Genomic DNA, 22,905 nt, shown 5'->3' with positions numbered 1-22,905 from the left:
GCCCATCAATAACAACATTTTTGAATGAAGGACCCATGCCATGTCACAGCATATTCAACAAGCTCCGTTTCCCGGCGTCTTCTACCGTCGGCCTTCACCGGATGCTGACCCCTTTGTCGAGCCTGGCAGCTCGGTGGATGTGAACACGACCATCGGTTTGCTGGAAGTCATGAAGCAGTTCGTCGAGGTCAAGGCCGAGGCCGCTGGCAAGGTGCAAGAGGTTCGCGCCGACGATGAACAAGTGTTGGAGGCCGGTGACGATATTCTGGTGATCGACACCAGTGGGGAGGGTGCATGAACGGTCGACTGCTGATTGCCAACCGGGGCGAGATCGCTGTACGCATCGTACGTGCTGCTCACGAGTTGGGGCTGACCAGCATTGTGGTACACAGCGAGGCAGATACTGAAAGCCTAGCTGTACAACTGGCGGATGAAGCGGTGTGCATTGGTCCTGCCCAGGCGGCGAAGAGCTATCTGAATATCGACGCTATTCTCACAGCGGCCCGAGATAGTCATGCCGATGCGGTACATCCCGGTTATGGCTTCCTGTCGGAGAACGCCGAATTTGCCCGGCGCGTCGAGGCCGCGGGCATGGTCTTCGTGGGACCGGATGCAGGCTTGATCGAACGCATGGGCAACAAGTCAGAGGCGCGGGCCACGGCGATGGCGGCGGGTGTTCCGGTAGTGCCGGGTTCTCCCGGGCCGGTGGTTGGCATTGATGAGGCAACAAGCGTTGCCGGTGATGTTGGCTATCCACTACTTATCAAGGCGGCAGCGGGGGGCGGTGGACGCGGTATTCGCACTGCGCGTAACGAGAGTGAATTGCGTGAGCAGTTGCCGCTGGCTCAGGCAGAAGCGCGTGCAGCATTCGGTGACGATAGCGTCTATCTGGAGCGTTATATTGAGCGGGCGCGGCATATCGAGGTGCAGATTCTCGCCGATGGCGAGCGTGCTGTGCACCTGTTCGAGCGCGAGTGTTCCCTGCAGCGTCGTCGTCAGAAGGTGTTTGAGGAAGCGCCGTCTCCGGCACTTTCCGAGCAGGCACGTCAGCAGCTCTGTGAGTCTGCCGTGGCACTGGCCGAGCACGTCGGCTACCGCGCTGCGGGCACGCTTGAATACCTGTATGACGACGATAGCGGTGAATTCTTCTTTATCGAGATGAATACCCGCATTCAGGTAGAGCATCCGGTCACGGAGATGATCACCGGTATCGACCTGGTTCGAGAGATGATCCGTATCGCCCTGGGGCAGGGCCTGTCACTGCAGCAGGCGGATATCCAACGTCGCGGTTGGGCGGTGGAAATGCGCCTCAATGCCGAGGATCCCGACAAGGGGTTCTTCCCGTCACCAGGACGAGTGGAGAAGCTGATCTGGCCCACCGGCCCCGGTATTCGCATCGATTCGTTGCTCTATGAAGGCTATCGCATGCCTCCCTATTACGACTCGATGGTTGCCAAGTTGATTGTCTGGGATGAAACCCGTGAGGCGGCACTGAAGCGGGCAGCTCGGGCGTTGGATGAGTTCTGCCTGGAAGGGTTTACCACCACAGCGGGCCTTCACCGCCGCCTGTTGGATGATCCTGCCATCCAGCGCGGTGATTTCCACACCGGCAGTCTGGAAGTCTGGCTGGAGACCCAATCTCAGGCGCTCTCTCAAGCTCAGTCTCAACCACGGTCCTCATCAGTGGAGGAAGCATCATGAACGCTGAATCCGTTACGGAAAGAGCTGCGGCACGCTATAGCGTTGCGGGCGATGAATTCCTGTTCGTCGAGCTCAGCGAATCGATGACACTGGAGGCTTTCTTTCGCTCGATCTCGATCACTGGTCGTCTGCGGGAGAGGGCGTTACCGGGGGTACTGGAAATCTGTCCGGCCAATGCATCCTATCAGGTGCGCATCGATCCGCAGCAGATATCGGTGAGCCAGTTGCAGGCCGAGCTGGAGGCGATCGATGCCGAGGTATCCAGCCAATCCGTGCAGAGGCTGACCACGAGGGTGGTTGAGGTACCGGTGTTGTATAACGATCCCTGGACCCATGACACACTGATGCGTTTCCGGGACCGCCATCAGGATCCGAGTGGCACGGACCTGGAGTATGCTGCACGCATCAATGGCTATGCCGATGTCGAGGCCTTTATCGAGGCTCACAGTGGCAGCCCTTGGTTTGTGTCGATGGTGGGCTTTGTTGCCGGTTTGCCGTTCATGTACCAGATGGTGCCTCGCGAACGCCAGATCCAGGTACCCAAGTATCTACGGCCGCGCACCGATACTCCGAAGCAGACTGTCGGTTACGGTGGCTGTTTCAGCTGCATCTATTCAGTGCGTGGGGCGGGGGGCTACCAGATGTTTGGTGTCACGCCGATGCCAATCTACGACCCCACTGGCAACGTGCCTCATATCGATGACTCGATGATCTACTTCCGGCCTGGCGATATCGTCAAGCACCGCCCGATCAGCCGTAAGGAGTACGACACCTTGCAGGCCGCAGCGGAAGCTGGTGAGTTCAAGCCACGAACAGCCGAGTTCGTGTTTGATCTGGATGATTTCACTGCCGATCCCGATAGCGTCGCCACTCGTGTCAAGGAGGTGCTCAATGAGCATTGAAGTGATCAAGCCGGGACTTGCGACCACCATTCAGGATGCTGGGCGTAGTGGTCATTATCATCTGGGGATCCCGCCATCGGGCGCCATGGACCAGATGTCGATGCGCTCCGCTAATCTACTGCTCGGTAACCCGGAGACTGCAGCGGTGCTTGAATGCGCTTTGATGGGGCCGGAACTGCGCTTTCATGACACCCTGCGTATCGCCACCGGTGGCGCGGAGATGGTGCCGAAAATCGATGGTGTCGTCTGTCCCAATCATGAAGTTATCGAGGTGCCGGCGGGGAGTGTGCTGAGTTTCGACTTCGTGCGAGCAGGGGCACGCCTGTATCTAGCGGTGGAAGGGGGCTTCGATGTGCCCGAACGCCTGGGCAGCCGCAGCACCTATGCATTGGGTAGTCTCGGTGGCCTGGAAGGTCGACCACTGCAACCGGGTGACCGTCTGCAGGTATTGCCGGCAGAGCATTGTGTTGCTGTCGGTCGATCCCTGCCGGAGTCCTTGAGACCCCTATATCACAAGCAATACGAACTGCGCGTGGTCCCCGGTATCTATGATCACCGTTTGACACCGGCCGCTCGCGAACGCTTCTACGACGAGCTGTGGTCAGTGGGTTCGGAAGCGGACCGCATCGGTTATCGCTTCAAGGGAGGAACGCCACTGGAGTTCATCGAGCGTGAGCCGCCTTTTGGTGCTGGTGATGACCCTTCCAATATTGTCGATGCCTGCTATCCCATTGGCTCCATCCAGGTGCCGAGTGGTAGCGAACCCATCGTGCTGCATCGTGATGCGGTATCCGGTGGTGGCTACGCGATGATCGGTACCGTGATCAGCGCCGACATGGATCTGATTGGTCAGATTCAGCCCCATCAAAAGGTGCGTTTTGTGCCGGTCAGCCTGGATCAAGCGCTCGAAGCTCGCGGTCAGCGTTACAAGCGGCTCGAGGCACTGCGTCAGGCGCTGGGCTGACGCCATCCTGAACGCGGGGGCAACTGCCATTGAGCTGTCCCCCGTTCGATCATTCCTTCATCCCGAACGGTTCTGGACGAGAGACCGCAAGGCCTCTCGAGGAAGCCCTGTGCCTGTCTGTTGCCGGCGCAGGAGAAAAGCAATAACAACATCAATGAGGTGCAACCATGCAGGAAGACACGAAGACCTCCTCGTCCGGGGATATCGACTACACCGACTGCTCGGTGCCCATGGATCAGCGTATGACCAGGGGCAGCCTGATGATGGCTTGGTGGGCCGTGTGCAGCGCCATCTTCTACATGGTGGTGGCTGCCGCCATGGCTCGTAGTTACGGTACGGTCAATGCCCTGATCGGTATCGTGCTGACAGTACTCTGTTATGGGTTGATCAATGCGGTGATCAGCCGCTTCGCGATACGCTCAGGGCTGACCGTGGCGCTGTTCTCCCGAATTCTGTTCGGCCACGTTGGCGCGGTGATTGCCACCTTGATCTTCTTTGCCACAGCGCTCTACTACGCGGTCTTCGAAGGCTATGTGATGGCGCTGGTGCTTTCTGAGTGGTCAGCGTCGCTGACCATGACGGTGGCGACCTTGATCGTGGTGGTGATCGGCGTGGCGCTGATCTTCGGCAGCGTTCAACATTGGCTGGACAAATTCAATGGCGTGCTGCTTCCGGTCTATGTGGTCGGCATGCTGGTGGCCGTAGGCATGGCCATCGCCGAGTTCGGTTATCCTGCCAACTGGTTGACCCGAGTTCCCGAGGGGGGCGCACCCAGCTGGGGATGGCTGCACACCTTTACCTACTACATGGGGGTATGGGTGTTGATGATGTTTACCTTCGACTATGCGCGGTTCGGACGAGTGGAGGATGAAGCCTTCCATGGTCGCGTGACCTTCGGCATTCCCTTTTATCTGATGACTTTTCTGTTCAGTGGTGTGGTCGGCATTCTGCTGGATGCCTGTCTGCCCAGCGAAGGGCTTTCCGAGGCATCGATCGTGCTCGGCCTGCTGGAGCTGATGGGCCTGGGTGGATTGTTGCTGGTATGGGTTACCCAGAGCCGCATCAATACGGCCAATTTCTATCTGGCTACCGTCAATCTGCAGGCCTGCATCAACAAGCTGTTGGGGGTCAGGATCAACAAGATCCTGGCCGGATGCCTGGTGGGGGCGTTGGCCTGGGCATTGATGTCGGCAGACGTCTTTTCCTATCTGTTGAACGCGCTGGCCTACCAGGGGGTGTTTGTGGTCGCCTGGGTGGGAGTGGCGTTGGCACATATCCTGTCGCGCACCTATCAGCGTCGTTTCAATGGCCACCTGGAGCTTGTGGATGCCAGAATTCCCGCGCTCAACCCATGTGGTCTCATTGCATGGGGCGGCGCCACCCTGTGTGGCATAGGTGTGATGCATCTGCCCGGCTGGTCTAGCGCTTCAGCACCAGTGACCTTCGTTGCTGCCTATCTGCTCTATGCGGTGGGACTGCATTTTGCGAGGCCGCAGTGGTATAGCGTAGAGCCCTCAGCCTCTTGAAACGATGGCCCTTAGTTTCTTGAGGTTTCTAGCCTTCAACTACTCGAAGCGCTGTTGGCGCAGGGCTCTGCCCTGATACCTGAAAAAGCCCAGGGGCCATGATGGGCCCTGGGCTTTTACTGTCCCACATTACCTGCGAGCTTCTGGTTGCAGAGGTCAGAGATTCGGACTGCTGCTACTGCTGTGGGCTGCTGTCATCCTGCTGCTGTTCGGCTTCCTCTTCGACAGCATCGGCAGCGGCTTCAGGATCGCTGTCCTCTTGAATGGAACTATCTTCCTGCTTGGCGTCCTTTGATGAGCTGCTTGCCTCGGCCGGAGGTTCACTCATCTCGTAGGAACCGCTGATTTCACCTTCAAACAGTGGGTGGGCGTCATCCAGGCTGTCAAACGGTTCGATCAGGGTCTTGCCTCCAGTAGCGTCGTCCTCCTTTCCGTCGGCCTCCACATAGCTATCCCCATCGAAGCGCAAGCGCACTGTCTCGGAGGGCTGGTCTGCAGCGACATGACGCTGCATCAACAGGTCCTGCCAGCCGTCGTGGCTGTCCGCGCCCAGTGCAATAGGCGGCTCGGTCGTTGGCTGGGCGCTGAGCACCTGATAGGTATCGCCCTGGGCCTGGAGAATCAGAGTATCGCAGCCACCGGTACCACAGACCATGGGACCAACGACATGGACGACTGCTTCATCTTGTCCATCATCATTGAGGTCAGCCCAGCCCACCAGATAACGGATCTCGCCCAGTTGCGGGTCGAAGTTGCCACGCAGGGAGTTTTCCAGAACCTGCTGGCGTTCGGCTGGGTCGATGGCTGAGGTAGACGCCTCGGCCTTGGATTCGGCACCTTCTGCTTCAGCATCAGAAGTCGAAGCATCCTGGGCATCAGCCGCGTCGGCGTTCTGAGTCTGCTCGCTCCCCCCATTGGTGCCTTCTGCATCTTCATCATTATCCGAGCAACCGGATAGGCCGATACCAAGCCAGAGAGCGGCGGTGAGAGCCAGCATGGGTTTTGCGTTCATTGAATGTCCTTTTCCGTCGATTGCCGCAGGTACGTGATTTGCGGCTTTCAGCATAATGGATGTCTTACGCGTGTGTTAATGGGCTGGAGAAATCTATGTGCTTCTCGTCATCGGCGAGACCCAGGGCCCAGAGAATGAAGGCATCCTGACGGGCTCCATCGCGCCAGGCCTTGAAACGACCGGAAGCACCGCTATGCCCAGCTTCCATGTCAGTGCGCAGGAGTACTGGTCGATTGGACAACTCAGGGTTGTCGATGTTCGCCATGGCTAAGCGAGCGTAGAGTTTGGCGGGTTCCCAGTAGGGGACACGAGTATCGTGCCAACTGCCCTGAAGGAAAACTGCCGGCCAGTCTGTTGCGGCCAGGTTGTCCAGTGGTGAATAGCTGCGGATGCGCCGAGCAGCGGCAGGTTCCTGTGGATCACCCCATTCGGTGTATTCCGCCGTGGTCAAGGGGAGGTCCGGATTATTCATGGTACGCAGGACATCGACGAAAGGCACGTCGAGAACTGCGGCACAGAAGGCTCCCGGAGCGGCATTGAGGCTGGCGCCGACCAACAGACCGCCAGCACTGGCGCCGTAGGTGACGATGCGCTCGGCATCGGCCAGGCCGTGTTCGACAAGGGCATCCCGGGCGGCGAGGAAGTCTTCGAAGCTGTTGGTCTTGTGCTCCAGCTTGCCTGCCAGATACCAGGGCTCGCCTCTTTCTCCTCCTCCACGAACATGGGCGACAGCAAAAGCGATGCCCCGTTGCAACAGCTCTAGGCGTGAGATCGAGAACCAGGGATCCAGGGCTTCGCCGTAGGCTCCATAACCATACAGCAAGGTGGGCATGGCCTGGTTGGCGAGATCTGCTCGGCGAACGATCGATACCGGAACACGTTCCCCGTCATGGGAAGTGGCCCAGATACGGTCGCAGGCCAGGTCCTGTGGAGTAAGATCGCCGTGAACTGTCTGGCGCTTGAGCAGAGTACGGGTAGCACTGTCCAGGTCCACTTCCCACCAACTTGGCGGTGTCGTGAAGGATTCCTCGCGTAGGCGCAAGGTACGGGTATCGAAATGGGGCGAATCCTCCATACCGATGCTCAGCAGCCCGGCAGAGCAGGGTAGAGGTTCGTCGAGGCAAATGTTGCCTTCGGCATCCAGTTCGATGCGGTGCAGGTGCAGTTGTGCCTGCTCGTGGTCACGTTCCGTGACCACGAGTCCCCAGGAGTAGGCGTCGACGCCTTCCAGAGTGACATCCTGACGATGGGGCAGCAGCACACGTGTCATGGCAGCGATGTCGGGGGAAGATGAGATAGCCAGGCCTTCGTCGATGACATCGAGCTGAAAGTGTACGGCATTGCGGTTATGCAGCAGGTAAAACACTCCAGGCCGGTGATCCAGGGCATATTCAACGCCTGACTGGCGCGGCAGTATACATAACGCGGGGGTTGCTGGTTGAGCTGCGGGAACCAAGTGGGTTTCGCTGGTGTCCTTTGAGGCACTCTCGATGATCAACCAGGTGCGAGAGCGAGTCTTGCCAAGGCCAACCCAGAATTGTGGGTCATCCTCGCGCAGGATCAATTGCGGTGCTGGAAAGTGGATATTGCCTGCTGGACCGCTGAGTTCCAGAGTGAGTCGCCATACGCTGTCAGGTCGTTGGGTGGCATCATAGCGAGTGAACAGGAGAGTACAGCTGTCTTCGGCCCAGCACAGTTCGGGGCCAATCTGTTCCAGCAGCAGTTGCAGCTCTCCATCAGGCAGGCGTTTGAGATAGAGCTGGTAGGTTTCATCGCCTTGGGTGTCTTCGCTCCAGGCCAGCCACTCTTCATCCGGCGACAATGTCATGTCACCCAGCTCGAAAAAAGTGTGCTGATGAGCGCGGGTTTCAAGGTCGAAGAAACATTCCTTCGCTGTGCTGTTACCGTTGGGATGGCGCCACCACAGTGGATAATCGGCATCGGCGGCCGTCTCGCTCCACACCGTATAGTGATCGAGAGGCGTAGGCAGGCCTTTTACGGAGAGTTCCCTGCGTGCCAGATGGCCTTGATAAAGCTGCTCGGCAAGAGGAGCCAGGGGAGTGAACCAGGCGTCGGATTCCGTATTGGCTGCCGTGAGGAAGGCCTTTACGTTATCGTCATCGCGTTGCTCGAGCCAGTCCCAGTTCGTGTCATCCGGGCGCAGGAAGTCCTTGGCTGGGCAAGTGGCGGAAGAGGAGCCAGGTGCATTTGGCGGCTGTGCTTTCATGGTGCGGGATGTACCATACTCAAGAGAAATTTCATTATGCGCGCCTTCGGCGCGTTCTGGAGTGAGAAACTGATGCTTATCGGAAATTCCATGTCATCGCTTTGGATGATCTATATCGCATTGTCGCTGGTGGTGCTGCTGACTGGCTACCTTGGCTTGGCTTTTCTTCCTCGTCTGCCGCGCCTGGTGATTACCTGGGCAGTGGCAGGGGTGATGTGGATGCCGGCGGCGTTCGAACTGCCCTTGACCGATGATGGTGAAGTATACCGGGGCGAAGCGCCTGGTGTGATGGTCGCTGCCGTGGCATTTGTTGAGCACAATGCGGTGGTCTTGGCTGGCTCGGGCATGAAAGTCGTCTTCGCTGCGGTTCTTGGTGCCTTGTTTGGCATCGTGCTGTGGTGGTTCGGCCACAAGCGTCGTGTACGCAAGGCAGAAGAAGCTCGAGCACAAGCTCGCCGCGAACAGGCTCATGGTGAAGGTGAACCTTCCGTCTCCCGTACAGAAGGTGGTCGCAGAGAACCTGTGCTTGGCCAATGACCTTGCCTGGGGTGCTGGGCCAGCGGGTTCCAGTTAAGGGGCTGTCGTGGGACATTGCAACATTATGTTGAAACTTCTGCTGAGATACGGCCGTAGTGTTGTCAGCCGGGCACCAGTCTTGGGGCTGGCGGCGGTACTGTCCTTGGCAGCCCTGGGTAGTGCAAGTGCTCAGAATGCTGACGATCAGGCCGACATTCGTGTGCTGGTCGATGTATCCGGCAGCATGAAGACAAATGACCCTAATCGTCTTGCGGTCAGCGCCATGGACATGCTGGTAGCTTTGCTGCCGAATGGTGTCCATGCCGGCATCTGGACCTTTGGCGAGCATGTCGATAATCCCTTGCCTCTTGCCCCGGTGGAGGAAAGTTGGAAGAAGCAGGCTCTGTCACTGCCCCCGGCACTGCAGGATTATCAGCAGTACACTGACATCGAGGCCGCACTGCGTGTCGCGGCGGCTTCTGACGGTCATGGACCGCGCCATCTGGTTCTGATGACAGATGGCGTGGTCGATCTTCCGCCATCCCGTGGTGCCAAGCCCGCCATCGATGTGGCATCACGTCAGCGTATTCTTGATGCTATCTCCCCGGATCTGGTCAATCAGGATACTGCAGTGCATGCCATTGCCTTCTCTGCTGGAGCAGACGCTGCTCTGGTCGAACGCCTGGCACAGCAGTCCGGTGGTCTGGCGGCTGTTGTCGATTCACCCGATGAACTGCTCGGGGCCTTCCTCGATATCATCGGTCGCATCCTGCCGACGGATCAGTTGCCACTGGACGGCAATCACTTCACGGTGAATGGCTCTGCTGATGAAATTGCACCATTGATATTCCATGGGCCTGATGATGGCGGCAAGGTGACGCTGATCGCGCCGGATGGTACTCGCTATAGCGCAGAATCCCCTCCGCCAGGTGGGAGCTGGCAGCAGGATCCACGTTTCGACCTGATTCGCGTGCCGAACCCACAGCAGGGGGAGTGGCGGATTGAAGGCCCTGTCGGCGAGGGGAGTCGGATCATGGTATCAGGTGGCTTGCGCCTGGCCACACAGCCGCTGCCGACCACACTGTACTCCAGCTTTTCTCTCCCGCTGCAGGCCTGGGTGGAAGGGGACTCTGATGCAGAGTTGCCTGAGAGCCTGTCAATCACCGCTCGGTTGGTGGGGGAGAATGAGGAGGCTTCGCAGAGCATCACTCTGGAACGTTCTTCCGATGGCCGTTTCAGCGGTGTGCTGCCAGCGCCCCAGGGTACAGGCAATGCACGTCTGGTTATTGATGCCAAGGGCGATGATTTTCGTCGTCAGCGGATACAGGCGGTGAACATCCTGCCTGCTGTGGGGGCTGTGCAAAGCGAGGATGGACAGCGGGTGATTCTGGTGGCTGAACATCCTGAGCTGGATCGTGACAACACGACATTCAGCAGTGACCTGCGGGGTGAAAATCTCGATGTCGAAGCCACCGGGCGGAGGCGTTGGCAGATCGTACTGCCGGAGATCGAGGAACATTTGCGTCAGCCGCTGGAAATCGAAGCCACGGCACAGCTCGAGGATGGCGAGCATCGCTGGAAGCTGGCGACAGTCTGGCTCAATGCCGATGAAGTGGTTGGCATCGATCGCGCAACGGCTGGACCGACCCTGGCCGGCGAACGTTTTGCGGAGGCCGATCAGTCAGCCCCGCCGACAGAGGACTCCCTGGCTGATCGGTTCGTTGCCCTGGTCAATGAAGGGCCTCAGCGTCTGATGGACTGGTGGCAGGCAGGACACCCGGGCCTTGAGGAGACGACTGCACGCGTTGTGAATGACATCCGTGTATGGATTGGCGTCGCTGTCGTGTTGCTGTTGATGGTGTGGAGACGCTGGCGGCGGAGGCGGGTGATGTCCCGGAAACGGCAGGAGCCGCACGTGTGATCAATGGGGCCTGCTTTGGTAGGCAGTGTTTCTTTACTGTCGAAGAGACCTGCCGAACAAGAATGCCCTGGCCAATGCCAGGGCATGTGATGGAGCAGAGACGAGGAATCACGTCTTCTGGCTTGAGAACAGATATTTGACCAGGGCTGCAATGCCTAGCCCGAGCAGTGCCAGAAAGGCTATCCCCACAACCAGCATCAGCCATCCCATTGATCCCATCATCATGGAACAGTCTTGTACTGCACCATTCATACTCGCACCCCCATTCTGGTTGAGTCACTGCATGGTGCAACCTGGGGGCAGGGCATAGGTCAATAGTCGTTACTCATATCGCCACTACATACACGTCGCCAGCTTTGATGAAGTCAGCCGGGCTAGGCACTCAAGTCACTTATCCATTGTCACCTGTCGCTTAATTGGTACCTTGAGCCAATTCCTTCACGCGATTGGCCAGCTCAGGGTCAGACTGGACAGCGTTGCCGATGGCGCCATAAGTATTGGCATCGAGTCCTTTGCTTTCTACCACTCCGACCATCTTGTTATTGGCTTCCTGCATCAACGATTGTTTTTCAGCATCGCTGGGAGCCTGTTGAATGCGTGGATTGTATTCTTCGATCAACCCGCGCAGTTCACGGGAAGCATCGACAAACTGCTGCAATTGCTCATCCGTGAAGTTTGCGGCCGGGGCCTGGGCCTGCGTGAGGGCACCGCCAGCTTCCTGCGCATGAGCTGTCGCACTCATCAGTCCAATGCTCAGTACTGCTGCGGTCAACAGCGTAGTGATACCTTGCCGCATGAAATACTCCTACCATTTGTATGAACGTTCCACCCTATCAATCACACTATCGCGTCACCACCACATCCCAATGACATCTACAGTAAAATTATGAAAATTTGCGACAGGTCATGTCGGATAAAGCGTCAACTGGTAGTGGGTGCCTGCCTACTCGCAGGAAACGCAAGTGATGCAGGTTTGTGAGACACTAGCATCATCATGTGGCAGCAGGTTATTTAATCTGCTGAATGGAAAGGCGGATTTCGAGGATAAGCGTCCATGTGCGAGTTGCTGGGTATGAGTGCCAACGTGCCCACAGATATCTGCTTCAGCTTTACCGGCTTCCTGCGCCGTGGCGGGGATACTGGGCCTCATCGTGATGGCTGGGGGATCGCATTCTATGAGCAAGGTGGCTATCGAGAATTCCGCGACCCTTTTCCCTCGGTCGATTCTGCCATCGCGCGGCTGATCTGCGACTACCCGATCAAGTCGAACATTGTCATCAGTCATATCCGCCAGGCCAACGTTGGCGAGGTGCGCCTGGCCAATACCCATCCCTTTACCCGTGAAATGTGGGGCCAACCCTGGTGTTATGCCCACAACGGCCAATTGGAAGGGTGGCAGGCCTTGCCGTTGAGCTTCTATCGCCCGGTGGGAGCAACGGATAGCGAGCATGCTTTCTGCTGGCTGATAGGCGAGCTGCGCAAGTGCTACCCGGATCCTCCAGAAGATCGTTCCGGATTGTGGCAAAGACTACATGAACTATGTGAGGAACTGCGTTGTCTTGGTGTGTTCAACCTGATGCTGGCGGATGGCGAATATCTCTACACCTTCTGTTCGACCAAGCTGGCGCATATCACGCGACGCGCACCTTTTGGCGAGGCGAATCTGGCGGATGCGGAGATGGTGGTGAATTTTGCCGAACACACGACGCCGAATGACGTAGTGTCGGTCCTGGCGACGGAGCCCCTGACCGACAATGAAAAATGGGTTCGGATGCTTCCCGGTGAGCTGCTGGTCTGGCGTGATGGTGTCATCGTGGCGCGTTTTGTTGCTGGGCAGGATGCGAGTGTCGTTTAAGCTGGCTCATTATTTACATGAGTTTAAAACGAAAGTTTAAATCATCTGTATTACGGATGGGCGGCGAGTGCGCTATCGTAACGGCTCTTTGAGTGATGGCTACGTCATAGCCACTACGCTATAACAACAATCACGCCACAGTATCAGGCCCATCTTGAGCCTGGATAATGGAGAATGCCCATGAGCGAGAATGCCAGAGAAGCGCTTATCAAGGGAGCGGCCCTGGAGGGCCTCGACGAATACCATTCCGTGATGGATATCTTCCATCGTTCGGCCAAGCGCTTTGCCGATCACACGGCCTTCTCCTGCATGGGCAAGTCGCTGAGTTATGCTGACCTTGATCGATTGTCCGGGGATTTTGCTGCCTGGTTGCAGCAGGAAACAGACCTTGAACCTGGCGATCGTATCGTCATCCAGTTACCGAACCTGCTGCAATATCCCGTTGCTGTCTTTGGCGCCATCCGTGCGGGGCTGGTAGTGGTCAACACCAACCCTCTCTACACCGAACGCGAGATGGAGCATCAATTCAAGGACTCTGGTGCCAAGGCCATTCTGATTCTGGCCAATATGGCCGACAAACTCGAAAAGGTCCTACCTGATACAGACATCAAGCATGTACTGATCACTGAGATTGGAGACCTGCATGATTTTCCCAAGCGACAGCTGATCAATGCGGTGGTCAAGTACGTCAAGAAGATGGTGCCGGGCTATTCGTTACCTGAGGCGGTATCGTTTCGTCAGGTGCTGGCCCGAGGAGCAAAGCATCGTCATGAAGAAGTCCAGCGCGAGCTGGATGACCTTGCGGTGCTGCAATATACCGGCGGAACGACTGGAGTGGCCAAGGGCACGATGCTGACCCATCGTAATCTCGTGGCCAACATGCTCCAGGCCAAGCAGGCCATTGGTGTCGGGTTGAAGGAAGGCCATGAGCTGATTGTGGCACCGTTGCCGGTTTACCACATCTATACCTTTACGGTGAATTGCCTGTTCCTGTTGGAGGGTGGCCATCACTCATTGTTGATTACCAATCCCCGGGACCTGCCCAATTTCATCAAGGAGTTGAAGAAGACACCTTTCACGGGGTTCGTTGGCCTTAATACGCTGTTCAATGCCCTGTGCAATCGTGAAGATTTCCGCAGTCTGGATTTCTCACGTCTGCATCTGACCATTTCCGGTGGCATGGCGCTGACCCTGGCTGCCGCTGAGCGTTGGAAGGAGGTGACGGGTTGCCCAATCGCCGAAGGTTATGGCTTGACCGAGACCTCTCCCATCGTCAGTTTCAACCCCATTGAGGCTATTCAACTAGGCACCATCGGTGTTCCGATGGCAGGTACTGAGTTGAAAATTGTCGGTCCGGAAGGTAGGACGTTGTCTCTGGATGAACCCGGTGAGCTATGCGTGCGCGGGCCTCAGGTGATGAAAGGCTACTGGCAGCGGGACGATGAGACCGCCAAGGTCATTGACGAGGATGGCTTCCTGCGCACGGGAGATATCGCGTTGATTCAGCCGGATGGCTATGTGCGTATCGTCGACCGCAAGAAAGACATGATTCTGGTATCCGGCTTCAACGTTTATCCCAACGAGATCGAGGATGTTGTTGCCACGCATCCCGGTGTGGTGGAATCCTGCGCTGTGGGAGTGCCTGACGATGATAGCGGTGAAGTGATCAAGCTATTTGTCGTGTCCAGGGACCCTGGTCTTGATGCGGCATCGTTGCGTGCCTGGTGCAAGGGAAAGCTGACAGGCTACAAGGTGCCGAAGCTGATCGTGTTCCGCGATGAACTGCCCAAGACCAATGTGGGTAAAGTGCTGCGTCGGCAACTGCGCGATGAACCCGATCCAGAAACCGGCAATGGCTGAAAGTTCATGACAGCTCGGAGCGCTGCCCAAGGGCTCTGACAGATTGAGGGCTGCCGACACGAAGGGCCCTGCGTAGCGGGATTATTGGCTGAGAAGCCCATGTCAGCGTTACAATGATTTTCTTTTATTCGACGATTCACGTCAGGTTTCCTGAACAAGATGACGGGAGCGGGCGTGAATCGCTCGTCTGAGGGGACTGGCAAACTGTGGTATTCGCGCAGCTCGTCGGCACCTTCGTCTTTTAGCATGCCACCCTGCCAGGTCGATGGGAGTGGTGACATGTCTTGATGATTTCCATTTGGAGCCCTCGATTTCGACGTGAGCACCGATACTTCCTCTACTTCTGTACACTCCAACGAGTTAACCCTGCTCAAGCAGCTTTCCGCCAGCCTGGAGGATGTGATGCTGCATGACCGGCCCTCCTTGGCCAAGCGTCTGGCAGGGTTGCAGCGTCGGGTCCGTGAGGGCAAGCCCGTGGATCGCGGACTCAAGGAAGTGCGTGACCACCTGGCGCGTTCCCGAAAGCGTCTGGAGCAGCGCCTTACACGCCCGGTGCATCTGGAATACCCTGAGGCGCTGCCAGTAGCCGCTCGGCGTGAGGATATCCTCGAGGCGCTGGCATCCCATCAAGTGGTGGTGGTGGCGGGTGAGACGGGGTCGGGCAAGACGACTCAGTTACCCAAGCTGTGTCTCGAGCTGGGGCTCGGGCGCAAGGGATTGATTGGACATACCCAACCCAGGCGCTTGGCAGCACGTTCCGTGGCGAACCGCCTGGCCGAGGAAATGCAGGTCAATCTAGGCGAGCAGGTCGGTTATCAGGTGCGTTTCACAGATCAGACCGATGAAGGCACTCTGGTCAAATTGATGACCGACGGTATCCTGCTGGCCGAAACCCGTCACGACCCGGATCTTCGTCGCTATGACACGCTGATCATCGATGAGGCCCACGAGCGCAGTCTCAACATCGACTTTCTGCTTGGCTACCTCAAGCGCCTGCTGCAACGGCGCGATGATCTCAAGGTGATCATCACCTCCGCGACCATCGATGTGCAGCGTTTCAGCGAGCACTTCGCTCAAGTGGGGGCGGATGGCGTCAAGCGGCCAGCACCGGTTGTCGAGGTGTCGGGGCGTACCTATCCGGTAGAAGTCCTTTATCGCCCCCTGATGCGTGATGCCGAGGATGAGGAAGACCTCACCTTGAGCGAAGGCATCCTTCACGCTGTGGAGGAAATCGAGGGTATTGAGCGGGAAAAACGCTGGTTCCATGGTCCCCGGGACATTCTGGTGTTTCTGCCAGGGGAACGGGAAATTCGTGAAGTCGCGGATGTATTGCGCCGCGCGGATCTCAAGAGCACAGAAGTGCTGCCGCTATATGCCCGCCTTTCCAACGCCGAGCAGAATCGGGTGTTTGCGTCTCACAGTGGGCGACGAATTGTATTGGCCACCAACGTTGCCGAGACATCTCTGACTGTCCCGGGCATCCGTTATGTGATCGATCCGGGACGGGTTCGCATCAGCCGTTACAGCTATCGTGCCAAGATCCAGCGCTTGCCGGTCGAGCCGGTAAGCCAGGCCAGTGCCAATCAACGCAAGGGGCGTTGTGGCCGAGTCGCGGAAGGGGTCTGCATTCGCCTCTATGATGAAGAGGACTACCTGTCACGCCCGGAGTTCACCGACCCGGAGATTCGTCGCACGAACCTGGCATCGGTGATCCTGTCGATGCTGTCGCTCAAGCTTGGCAACATCGAAGATTTTCCCTTTATTGATCCTCCGGATTCACGCTTCATCACCGATGGTCTGCGCCTGCTGTATGAGTTAGGCGCAGTGGATGAGCACAATCGAATCTCCCCTGTTGGTCGCAGTCTGGCACGCTTGCCTATCGATCCGCGCCTGGCGCGCATGGTACTGGCTGCCGAGAAGGAAGGAGCCCTGCGTGACGTGCTGGTAGTGGTTTCTGCCCTGGCCGTGCAGGATCCTCGTGACCGGCCGGCAGAAAAACGTGAGGCGGCCGATCAGGCCCATCGCCGCTGGCAGGATCCCGACTCTGACTTTCTCGCACTGCTGAACCTGTGGAATGGCTTCGAGCAGGCTCGTGAAGAGCTGTCCGGCAACCGTCTGCGGCGTTGGTGCAAGCAACACTACTTGAGCTATCTGCGCCTGCGTGAGTGGCATGACACCTTCCGCCAGCTACGTCAGCTGCTACGCGACATGGATATCCAGGTGCCTCCGCCTGAACCGAAAAAGGCTGACTCTGATGATGATGGGAACATTGTCGAGGCCAGTCGTGAGCAGGTTCGCCGTAACAGTGCGGCGATGCATCGTGCCTTGCTGACAGGCTTGCTGTCTCACCTTGGCACGGTGACCGAGAATCGGGAATATCTCGGCGCGCGCAATCGAAAATTCGTGATCCACCCGTCTTCAGGGCTGGCCAAGAAATCGCCCAAGTGGGTGATGGCGGTCGAGCTGGTGGAAACGTCGCGTCTGTTCGCCAGGATGGTCGCGCGCATAGAGCCACAGTGGATCGAACCTCTTGCCGGACACTTGGTCAAGCGCAGCTACAGCGAACCGCACTGGGAAATGAAACGAGCCCAAGTGGTGGCATTCGAGCAGGTAACCCTGTTCGGCTTGCCTATTGTTGCCCGGCGCAAGGTGCATTATGGACCCATCGCGCCGAAGGAATCTCGCGAGATCTTCATTCGCAGGGCCCTGGTGGAAGGTGAATTCCGCACCCAAGGAGCGTTCTTTGCCTACAACCGAGCGTTGATCGATGAAGTCGTCGATCTGGAGGATCGTGCGCGGCGTCGTGACATTCTTGTCGACGAAGACACGCTCTATGACTTCTACGCCGAGCGATTGCCTGAAGGTATCGTCAACGGAAAAGGTTTTGAGGCATGGCGCAAGCAGGCTGAACACGATGATCCGGGGCTGCTCAAGTTTGACCGTCAGGCACTGTTGGCTCGGGGAGCCGAAGAGGTCACGGAAGCGCAGTATCCCGATGCACTCGATATCGATGGTGTGCGTTTCCCCTTGACCTATCACTTTGCGCCTGGTGCAGATGATGATGGCGTGACCATGACAGTACCGGCTGCCATGTTGTCGCAGCTGGATGCTGCCCGTCTGGAGTGGCTGGTGCCGGGACTGCTGCGGGATAAATGCATCGCGTTGCTCAAGTCTCTGCCCAAGTCGATTCGGCGTCAGGTCGTGCCCATCCCCGACTGGGTCGATGCCGCACTGGAAGCTATGGTGCCAGGCAACAATAGCTTGTGTGAGGCCTTGGGAGAGTTCCTGCGGGTCAAGACCGGGGTGCGCTTGCACATGGATGACTGGCGTCTGGACCAGTTGGAGACGCATCTGGTCATGAATATCCGAGTGGTCGATCACAAGGGCAAGGTGCTTGGCCAAGGGCGTGATCTACGAGCGCTTGAGCAGCGCTTCGAAGCTGCTGCCGGTGAAGGAGCGCGAGCCCTGGCCAAGGCGGTGGAGCAGCATGACCGGATGGAAGCGTTTCCCAGTGAGCCGTTGGCCGAGTCACGGGTCACGACTCAGGCAGGCATCCGTGTCGAAGCCTTCCCGGCACTGGTGCCGGACGGAGAGCAGCTCAAGCTCGAACTGTTCGATCATCCCGGCAAGGCTAGGGTGGCGCAGCGTTCCGGTGTGGTGGCGGCGGCCATGAAGCGCTTGCCTGATCAGGTGAGGGCCATTGAGCGGTTGCCGGGCATACCGGCTTGTGCATTGCTGTTCACCAAGGTGGGAAGCAAGCAACAACTGGTCGATGATGTGGTCAGGGCGGTGTTTTCCCAGGTAGTGGCAGTGGAGCCTCTACCGCGCAGCCATGCCGAACTGGAGCAGCGTCTCGAGGACGTGCGGACAGAACTGGTGCCTTTCGCTGAAACTCTCATTGCTACGCTCAAGCAAGCACTGGAAGGGCATCTGACGGTCACCAAGGCGTTGAAGGGGAATCTCAGCCTGGCGCTGGCCTTGGTATACAGTGATCTCAAGGCCCAGATGCAACGCTTGGTATATCCCGGCTTCATTACTCGAGCAGGGGGCTGGCTGGAAGCGTATCCGCGCTACATGGAAGCTGCCATCCTGCGCCTGGAAAAAGCACCCAGGGAGCGGATGCGCGACCAGATGCACATGCAAGTGGTGCAGGAGTTCGAAGCGAAGCTGGTGGCGCGCCGGGAAGCTCAGCGCCGTGGTCAGTTCGAGGACCCGGAACTGGTCGAGTTTGGCTGGTGGATCGAGGAACTGAGGGTATCGTTGTTTGCCCAGCAGTTGGGAACCGCCATGCCGGTATCGGAGAAGCGCTTGCAGAAACGCTGGGCAGAGTTGACCGGGTGAATGACAGCCAACTGATGGGAAAAGATTGTGCAATGTCAGGAAAGTCGGGAAATAAACGACTAAGCATGCATCTATGCTGATGAAGGTTGGTGCATAAAGAAGGATAGTGCGCAGAGACGGTTGGTGTGCAGAGACGGTCGGTGTGCTGCGAAGGATGGTTGCGTTGCTGCAGCCCATAGGAGATAGGCATGACCCAAGTGGTAATTACTGGCAGCGGTCTTTTTACACCTGCCAATTCCATTGACAACGATGCTCTGGTGGCCTCATTCAATGCCTGGGTGGATGCCGAGAATGCACGCAACAGCAAGGCTATCGATGCAGGGGAAATAGAGCCTCTGGCTCATTCCAGTACCGAGTTCATCGTCAAGGCTTCTGGAATTCATAGCCGTCATGTGCTGGATGCAGAAGGTATCCTCGACATAGAACGCATGCGACCGAGGCTCGACCAGCGTTCCAACGATGAGCCTGGCATTCAATGCGAGATGGGGATGGCAGCAGCCAAGCAGGCGTTGGAGCATGCTGGCGTTGCGGCAGCAGAGATTGACCTGGTCATCGTGGCCTGTTCCAACCTGGAGCGTGCCTATCCTGCCGTGTCGGTTGAGTTGCAGGCGAAGCTTGGTACGGGAGGGTATGCCTTCGACATGAACGTGGCCTGCAGTTCGGCGACCTTTGCCATCGAGATGGCGGCAAATGCCATCCGTGCAGGTAATGCACGACGTGCCCTGATCGTGAACCCTGAGATCTGTTCGGCACACCTCAACTTTCGTGATCGTGACAGCCACTTCATCTTCGGTGATGCCTGTACGGCACTGGTGCTGGAGGATGCCTCTGTTGCGACAAGCGATACGCGTTTCGAGATCCTGGGGACGCGCCTGATAACGCAGTTCTCCAATGCCATTCGCAACAATGCCGGGTTCCTGAATCGCGTTACCGATAGCGATCCGATGGCTCAGGACAAGCTATTCGTGCAGGAAGGGCGTCGCGTGTTCAAGGAAGTGTGTCCGATGGTGGCCAATCTGATCGGTGATCATCTTAACTCGCTCAGCATTGATCCGGCTCAAGTAACTCGGCTATGGCTGCACCAGGCGAATCGGCACATGAATGATATGATTGCGCGTCGTGTGCTCGGTCAGGATCCAACACCGGAACAGGCGCCTATCATTCTTGATCGGTACGCCAATACCAGTTCGGCAGGCTCGATCATTGCCTTCCATCTTCACCATCAAGATATGTCAGCTGGTGCAATCGGGGTGGCGTGTTCTTTCGGTGCGGGATACAGTGCCGGCAGTGTAGTAGTGCGTCGCAGCTGAACAGTGACATGCTGTGACGTCCTTCCGCAGAGCAATAGCAATGCAGCGAGGCAGGCAATCGATGGAACTGAGAGCAGGCGCTAGCCTGGGAAAAGGCGGTCGCCGAGTGGCCATGATGGTGGCAATCCCACTGACAGTAATGTCGTTGGCCATGACCGGGTGTGCCACTACCGGTGGCACCAATGATGTCAGCGAAGCCAATCCAGATGACCCCTGGGAAGGATTCAACCGGCGTGTGTTCGCCTTCAATGACGTGCTGGATCGCTATGCGCTAAAGCCCGCGGCCCAAGGTTATCGCTACATCACCCCGGATCCTCTGGAAAAGGGCATCAGCAATTTCTTCGACAACCTGGGAGAGATACGGACGGCGTTCAACAGTCTGCTTCAGGGTAAGCCGAAGAATGCGGGCCTCGCTTCGACCCGTTTCCTGATGAACACGACTTTTGGCCTGGGTGGTTTGCTGGATCCGGCAACGCATGCGGGTTTCATTGCCGATAAAGAGGATTTCGGTCAAACCCTGGCCGTATGGGGTGTCGGGGAAGGGCCTTACCTGGTCCTGCCGTTCTATGGCCCTGCAACCGTACGCAGCACAGCAGGTCTGCCGGTAGACTGGGCGACCTATCCGCTGACCTATGTCGAGGATGATACGGTACGCTATTCATTGCGTGGTCTCGAGATTCTCGATGCCCGGGCCAGCCTGCTGGATCAGGAAGACCTGATTCGTGGTGACCGCTACAGCTTTATTCGCGATGCCTGGTTGCAGCGTCGTCGCTTCGAGGTGAATGATGGTGACGTGGGAGAAGATACCTTTATCAATGACGACTTCGACTATGACGAAGACGCCTTCTCCGAATAAGACGATGAAGAGCATGTCATGTCTGCTGCCAGCACTCTGATCGGAGTGATCGACCTCCCGGGTAACGAGCGTGATGCTCTGGTCGATGCCATTGCCCGGGATGGTGTTGAAGTGCGTGCTGTCGATCGAGCAGCAGACCTGCCTGACGACATCAGTCTGGTCGTGGTGCATGCCCGGGCGGTTCCCAGTTGCGAATGGCATATGCTGTCCAATCGCTGGCCGACCCTGGTGGTCAGCGAAAAGCGTGACGACGATGATCTGCTCAAGGCGGTGGACGCCGGGCTAGTCGATTACGTGATCGACCCATTGCGCCATGCCTATCTGCTGCGCCGCATGATTCGTCGTGTGCTTGATGTGCATCGTCTGGCTCAACAGCGTGAGGCTGACAGGCGCAGACTTGAAGAGCTCAATGAGAATCTGGAAACTCACCTGATCATGCTGCGCCTTGACCAGCAGGCGGGTGGACAGATTCAGCGTCGGCTATTACCCGCCCGCTCTCAGCAATTCCGTGGTATATGTTGTGACTACTGGATGGCGCCGTCGTTATATCTCTCCGGGGACTTTCTCGATATTCAGGCTTTCAATGAACGCTATACGCTGTTCTACTTCGCTGATGTATCGGGGCATGGTGCCTCGTCTGCCTTTGTCACGGTATTGCTCAAATACCTGTTCAATCAACTGCAGAGCCAGTGGGATGGCCTGTATCCAGAGCAATTGCCACCGCGCTGGCTGAAGGCACTAAATGGTGAACTGCTGGATACGGGGATCGGCAAGCATGCCACGTTGTTTGTCGGAGTGATTGACCAGCAGCGCCACTATCTGCACTATTCGCTCGGTGCACAATTACCCATGCCGCTATTGAAGAGTGGCTCTGAGACCACCATCTTGGAAGGAGAGGGAATGCCTGTTGGCTTGTTCCCTCAGGCAGAATATCCGCAGCTGGGATGTGATCTGCCTGATGATTTCTCGTTATGGCTGTGTTCGGATGGGGTGCTTGAATGCCTGCCGGGCGACAGTCTGGAGGTTCGTCTGGAAGAGCTCCGGAGCCGAGTGATGGAGAGTGAGAGTCTGGAGTCCATGCGCCGTAGTCTTGCCCTGGGAACTCGGGGCGAAGACGATGACACTGATGATCCAGCAGCGGATCGTGAAGAATTGCCGGATGACTTGACGATCATGCTGGTGAGTGGATTTCGCCATGAATGCTAAAGAAGGTTGTATAGGGGCAGCCCGTGTCATTCACGAAGGCCGTGTAAAGGCGGCATTCGAGTCTGGCGTCTTCGTTCTCAATCTGAGTGGAGACGTGCGCTTGCCGTTGTGCGCTACTCTGGATTACCAGGCCCAGCAGCTTTCTCGGACCCCCGGCCTCAAGGCTGTGATGATAGACCTGCGTGATGCGACCAATGTGGATTCCACTGCTCTGGGGTTCCTGGCCAAGGTAGCCATGGCGCTGAAAGGCAAGCTGGAGCAGCCGCCGACGATTGTGGCTGATAATCCGGATGTGAAGCGCATGCTCGAAGTGATGGGGTTCGCGACATATTTCACCATGGTTGAGCAGCCGATTGCCGAGGTGGCTGAACTGGAAGACCTGATGCAGCTACCTGCGGATGAAGAGGGCCTGCGTCAGCGTATCCTTGAAGCCCATCGCATTCTGATGGACATCAATGAGCACAATCGCCAGCAGTTTCAGCCACTGGTGGAGATGCTGGAGCAGCAGACACAGGCACCTGAATCGGCACCCGTGCAAGAGCAAGAGAAAACAGGGAAGGACAAGACTTCCCACCATTGATGGTGTGATCAACTGAGGTTCGATCAACTGAGGTGTGAGCCGCCACCGAATGAGCTTCCTCCGAATAAGAGAGTGCCTGGCTTCAAAACAGCAAGCCCCGATGCCTCCATGCATCGGGGCTTGCTGTT

General features: G+C 57.4%; 17 protein-coding genes. 14 read left to right on the top strand and 3 right to left on the bottom strand.

The features are described from left to right. Positions 1–40 precede the first annotated feature (40 nt). From Q1K07_RS05445 to Q1K07_RS05425, 5 genes are all read left to right on the top strand, one after another. Positions 41–298, top strand: a complete 258-nt coding sequence (locus Q1K07_RS05445) for an acetyl-CoA carboxylase (protein WP_300309051.1) — start codon at positions 41–43, stop codon at positions 296–298. Next, complete coding sequence (locus Q1K07_RS05440) at positions 295–1,701, top strand: acetyl-CoA carboxylase biotin carboxylase subunit (RefSeq protein ID WP_300309049.1); 1,407 nt, start codon at positions 295–297, stop codon at positions 1,699–1,701. Before Q1K07_RS05445 ends, Q1K07_RS05440 begins: the two co-directional genes overlap by 4 nt. After that, a complete protein-coding gene (locus Q1K07_RS05435; RefSeq protein WP_300309047.1) occupies positions 1,698–2,603 on the top strand; it encodes a carboxyltransferase domain-containing protein in 906 nt (301 codons plus the stop codon). The genes Q1K07_RS05440 and Q1K07_RS05435 overlap by 4 nt, the downstream gene beginning before the upstream one ends. Further along, on the top strand, positions 2,593–3,567 hold the full coding sequence (locus Q1K07_RS05430) for a biotin-dependent carboxyltransferase family protein (protein WP_300309045.1): 975 nt from the start codon (positions 2,593–2,595) through the stop codon (positions 3,565–3,567). The genes Q1K07_RS05435 and Q1K07_RS05430 overlap by 11 nt, the downstream gene beginning before the upstream one ends. Positions 3,568–3,734: 167 nt before the next feature. Further along, positions 3,735–5,093, top strand: a complete 1,359-nt coding sequence (locus Q1K07_RS05425) for an allantoin permease (protein WP_300309043.1) — start codon at positions 3,735–3,737, stop codon at positions 5,091–5,093. Positions 5,094–5,268: 175 nt separating this feature from the next. Here Q1K07_RS05425 and Q1K07_RS05420 read toward each other — a convergent pair whose 3' ends face one another. Beyond that, positions 5,269–6,105 carry a hypothetical protein gene (locus Q1K07_RS05420; RefSeq protein WP_300309041.1) on the bottom strand — a complete coding sequence of 279 codons (837 nt, stop codon included), beginning with the start codon at positions 6,103–6,105 and terminating at the stop codon, positions 5,269–5,271. Between the two features lie 64 nt (positions 6,106–6,169). Next, entirely contained in the window at positions 6,170–8,332 is a 2,163-nt protein-coding gene (locus tag Q1K07_RS05415; RefSeq protein WP_300309039.1) for a prolyl oligopeptidase family serine peptidase, read from the bottom strand. A 90-nt stretch (positions 8,333–8,422) separates the two neighbouring features. Between Q1K07_RS05415 and Q1K07_RS05410 the strand changes: the two genes are divergently transcribed. Both Q1K07_RS05410 and Q1K07_RS05405 read left to right on the top strand, forming a co-directional pair. Further along, positions 8,423–8,869, top strand: coding sequence for a hypothetical protein (locus Q1K07_RS05410; protein WP_300309037.1), 447 nt, complete (start codon positions 8,423–8,425; stop codon positions 8,867–8,869). Between the two features lie 64 nt (positions 8,870–8,933). Continuing rightward, positions 8,934–10,769, top strand: coding sequence for a vWA domain-containing protein (locus Q1K07_RS05405; RefSeq protein ID WP_300309035.1), 1,836 nt, complete (start codon positions 8,934–8,936; stop codon positions 10,767–10,769). A 412-nt stretch (positions 10,770–11,181) separates the two neighbouring features. Here Q1K07_RS05405 and Q1K07_RS05400 read toward each other — a convergent pair whose 3' ends face one another. Then, entirely contained in the window at positions 11,182–11,565 is a 384-nt protein-coding gene (locus tag Q1K07_RS05400) for a DUF4168 domain-containing protein (RefSeq protein ID WP_300309033.1), read from the bottom strand. Between the two features lie 258 nt (positions 11,566–11,823). Between Q1K07_RS05400 and Q1K07_RS05395 the strand changes: the two genes are divergently transcribed. From Q1K07_RS05395 to Q1K07_RS05365, 7 genes are all read left to right on the top strand, one after another. Then, complete coding sequence (locus Q1K07_RS05395; protein WP_300309031.1) at positions 11,824–12,624, top strand: class II glutamine amidotransferase; 801 nt, start codon at positions 11,824–11,826, stop codon at positions 12,622–12,624. Positions 12,625–12,804: 180 nt separating this feature from the next. Continuing rightward, positions 12,805–14,484, top strand: coding sequence for an AMP-binding protein (locus Q1K07_RS05390; RefSeq protein WP_300309029.1), 1,680 nt, complete (start codon positions 12,805–12,807; stop codon positions 14,482–14,484). 318 nt (positions 14,485–14,802) lie between these two features. Further along, entirely contained in the window at positions 14,803–18,825 is a 4,023-nt protein-coding gene (gene hrpA, locus Q1K07_RS05385) for an ATP-dependent RNA helicase HrpA (protein WP_300309027.1), read from the top strand. A gap of 188 nt (positions 18,826–19,013) precedes the next feature. After that, positions 19,014–20,135 (top strand): beta-ketoacyl-ACP synthase III, encoded by a 1,122-nt coding sequence (locus tag Q1K07_RS05380; RefSeq protein ID WP_300309025.1) that lies wholly within the window; start codon positions 19,014–19,016, stop codon positions 20,133–20,135. Between the two features lie 139 nt (positions 20,136–20,274). Next, positions 20,275–20,991, top strand: coding sequence for a VacJ family lipoprotein (locus tag Q1K07_RS05375; protein ID WP_300309262.1), 717 nt, complete (start codon positions 20,275–20,277; stop codon positions 20,989–20,991). 18 nt (positions 20,992–21,009) lie between these two features. Further along, positions 21,010–22,197, top strand: coding sequence for a PP2C family protein-serine/threonine phosphatase (locus Q1K07_RS05370; protein ID WP_300309023.1), 1,188 nt, complete (start codon positions 21,010–21,012; stop codon positions 22,195–22,197). Then, positions 22,187–22,777, top strand: coding sequence for an STAS domain-containing protein (locus Q1K07_RS05365; protein ID WP_300309021.1), 591 nt, complete (start codon positions 22,187–22,189; stop codon positions 22,775–22,777). The genes Q1K07_RS05370 and Q1K07_RS05365 overlap by 11 nt, the downstream gene beginning before the upstream one ends. Positions 22,778–22,905 lie beyond the last annotated feature (128 nt).

It is taken from the genome of Halomonas sp., assembly GCF_029263665.1.
Classification (GTDB): Bacteria; Pseudomonadota; Gammaproteobacteria; order Pseudomonadales; family Halomonadaceae; genus Halomonas.
Note: the sequence above shows the minus strand (reverse complement) of the source record. Positions and strands in the feature narration are given on the sequence as shown.

What these genes read in the sequence shown, in the direction of transcription:
- Q1K07_RS05435 (WP_300309047.1), top strand. Translation starts at nt 1,698, where the DNA reads ATGAACGCTGAATCCGTTACGGAAAGAGCTGCGGCACGCTATAGCGTT.
- Q1K07_RS05440 (WP_300309049.1), top strand. Translation starts at nt 295, where the DNA reads ATGAACGGTCGACTGCTGATTGCCAACCGGGGCGAGATCGCTGTACGC.
- Q1K07_RS05415 (WP_300309039.1), bottom strand. Translation starts at nt 8,332, where the DNA reads ATGAAAGCACAGCCGCCAAATGCACCTGGCTCCTCTTCCGCCACTTGC.
- Q1K07_RS05405 (WP_300309035.1), top strand. Translation starts at nt 8,934, where the DNA reads ATGTTGAAACTTCTGCTGAGATACGGCCGTAGTGTTGTCAGCCGGGCA.
- Q1K07_RS05425 (WP_300309043.1), top strand. Translation starts at nt 3,735, where the DNA reads ATGCAGGAAGACACGAAGACCTCCTCGTCCGGGGATATCGACTACACC.
- Q1K07_RS05375 (WP_300309262.1), top strand. Translation starts at nt 20,275, where the DNA reads ATGTCGTTGGCCATGACCGGGTGTGCCACTACCGGTGGCACCAATGAT.
- Q1K07_RS05395 (WP_300309031.1), top strand. Translation starts at nt 11,824, where the DNA reads ATGTGCGAGTTGCTGGGTATGAGTGCCAACGTGCCCACAGATATCTGC.
- Q1K07_RS05390 (WP_300309029.1), top strand. Translation starts at nt 12,805, where the DNA reads ATGAGCGAGAATGCCAGAGAAGCGCTTATCAAGGGAGCGGCCCTGGAG.
- Q1K07_RS05430 (WP_300309045.1), top strand. Translation starts at nt 2,593, where the DNA reads ATGAGCATTGAAGTGATCAAGCCGGGACTTGCGACCACCATTCAGGAT.
- Q1K07_RS05420 (WP_300309041.1), bottom strand. Translation starts at nt 6,105, where the DNA reads ATGAACGCAAAACCCATGCTGGCTCTCACCGCCGCTCTCTGGCTTGGT.
- Q1K07_RS05380 (WP_300309025.1), top strand. Translation starts at nt 19,014, where the DNA reads ATGACCCAAGTGGTAATTACTGGCAGCGGTCTTTTTACACCTGCCAAT.
- Q1K07_RS05400 (WP_300309033.1), bottom strand. Translation starts at nt 11,565, where the DNA reads ATGCGGCAAGGTATCACTACGCTGTTGACCGCAGCAGTACTGAGCATT.
- Q1K07_RS05365 (WP_300309021.1), top strand. Translation starts at nt 22,187, where the DNA reads ATGAATGCTAAAGAAGGTTGTATAGGGGCAGCCCGTGTCATTCACGAA.
- Q1K07_RS05410 (WP_300309037.1), top strand. Translation starts at nt 8,423, where the DNA reads ATGTCATCGCTTTGGATGATCTATATCGCATTGTCGCTGGTGGTGCTG.
- Q1K07_RS05445 (WP_300309051.1), top strand. Translation starts at nt 41, where the DNA reads ATGTCACAGCATATTCAACAAGCTCCGTTTCCCGGCGTCTTCTACCGT.
- Q1K07_RS05370 (WP_300309023.1), top strand. Translation starts at nt 21,010, where the DNA reads ATGTCTGCTGCCAGCACTCTGATCGGAGTGATCGACCTCCCGGGTAAC.